Origin of the sequence: Variovorax sp. 22077, assembly GCF_052044195.1 — a bacterium.
Lineage (GTDB): Bacteria > Pseudomonadota > Gammaproteobacteria > Burkholderiales > Burkholderiaceae_C > Variovorax > Variovorax atrisoli.
Map to the genome: position 1 here is coordinate 1 of NZ_JBQEQC010000071.1, position 1575 is coordinate 1575.

General features: G+C 62.3%; 2 protein-coding genes. One reads left to right on the plus strand and one right to left on the minus strand.

Annotated elements, in window-relative coordinates; genetic code table 11:
- Nucleotides 1–242: nucleotidyl transferase AbiEii/AbiGii toxin family protein (locus tag ACTJLF_RS34515; RefSeq protein ID WP_440884886.1), on the minus strand; the 242-nt coding region annotated here is incomplete at its 3' end.
- Between the two features lie 72 nt (nt 243–314).
- On the opposite strand from ACTJLF_RS34515, the gene ACTJLF_RS34520 reads away from it, so the two are divergent.
- On the plus strand, nt 315–1220 hold the full coding sequence (locus ACTJLF_RS34520; protein ID WP_440884887.1) for an NAD(P)-dependent oxidoreductase: 906 nt from the start codon (nt 315–317) through the stop codon (nt 1218–1220).
- Nucleotides 1221–1575 lie beyond the last annotated feature (355 nt).

A 1575-nucleotide genomic window follows, 5' to 3' on the forward strand; every position in this document is an offset into this window, starting at 1 on the left:
TCGGGAACGAAGATATCGATGTCCTTGCTCAGGCGGTGGCGGTAACGGAACATCAACACGGTCCCGCCGCCAAAGGTCCAGAATGGATCGGCAATCCCGCCATAACGGGTGATCTCATCAATCAACGCCAGCGCGCGCGCGAACGGTTTTCGGCCTTGTTGGCGGAGAAGTCGGCAGGATCGCTCATGCGAAGCCTCGTGCGGCCGACGCAGCACGACGGTGCTGGAGCCCGTCAGCCGCAAGAGTCCGGTACATTGCCTGCCTCCCGCGTGATCGTGCGATGACCAACTACCGGTTCTGAAGGAAAGACATCCATGAGTACATCAATCGGCTTCATCGGCCTGGGCGTGATGGGTACACCGATGGCTCTCAATCTTGCGCGCAGCGGCGTGCCGCTCGTCGTCTGGAGCCGCTCCAGCACGCATTACGACACCCTGCGCAACGCAGGGGCCCTCGTGGCCGAAAGCCTGGACGCGATTTTCTCAAGGTGCGAGACCGCCGTGCTGATGCTGGCGCACGAAGAGGCGATCGACGAGGTTCTCGGCCGCCGCACGCCGCTGTTTGCACAGAGGGTGGCACAGCGGTTGATCGTGAACATGAGCACCACGTCGCCCGGTTATTCACGCGCGTTGGCCGATGAGATCCACGCATGCCAGGGGCGGTATGTCGAAGCCCCCGTTTCGGGCTCGCGCAAGCCCGCCGAGGCTGGACAGCTGGTCGTCATGCTGGCGGGCGATCCGGAAGAGGTCGATCGGGTCAGGCAGCTGGTCCAGCCCCTGTGCCGGGACAGCCTTGTTTGCGGCGACGTGCCGGCTGCGCTGACGATGAAGCTCGCGGTGAACCTGTTCCTCATCACCATGGTCACCGGCCTCGCAGAGGCCACGCATTTCGCGCTGCGCCATGGTATCGATCTGGTGCAGTTTGCGCGTGCCCTGAATGCGGGTCCGATGGCCAGCGACGTTTCCCGCATCAAGCTGGACAAACTGGTGACGCAAGATTTCTCCGTGCAGGCCGCCATCACCGACGTGCTCAAGAACAGCCGCCTGGTGGCGCAGGCAGCACGCAGCGCCGGCATCGCATCGCCGCTGCTGGATGCGAGCCATGCGCTCTATGGCGAAACCGAAACGATGGGGTACGGCGGGCTGGACATGGTGGCGGTGATCCATGCGCTCTCGCAGCGCAGCGCCCAGGAAATTGGCGAAGCACTGCCCGGCCGCTGAAAGCGGGACTTCGCATGCAAATCGGCCAAGTGTTGATTCTCATGAATCCTGACCCCTTGGGCTCAAGGTTCCATGGAAATCAATGTCGTGCCCACCCGATGCGGCCAACACTCACAGCCTCAGCCTTGATTCTTGCGTGTGCTGCCTCTTGGGCGGCCTGCCTTCTCTCATCTCGATTCTCCGTATCGCTGACGTTGGCAACTTCTTGCTGTACGTGAAATCGAGGCAGGGTCACTTGGACTTGCGGCATAAACCAGTCCAAGTTTTTATCCGCACCCCCGGGCCGAGGAAGTCGGCGACGACAGCCCGCACGCAGCGGAACCTGAACAGCCGAAGGGAGTGAACGGTGCGTTCA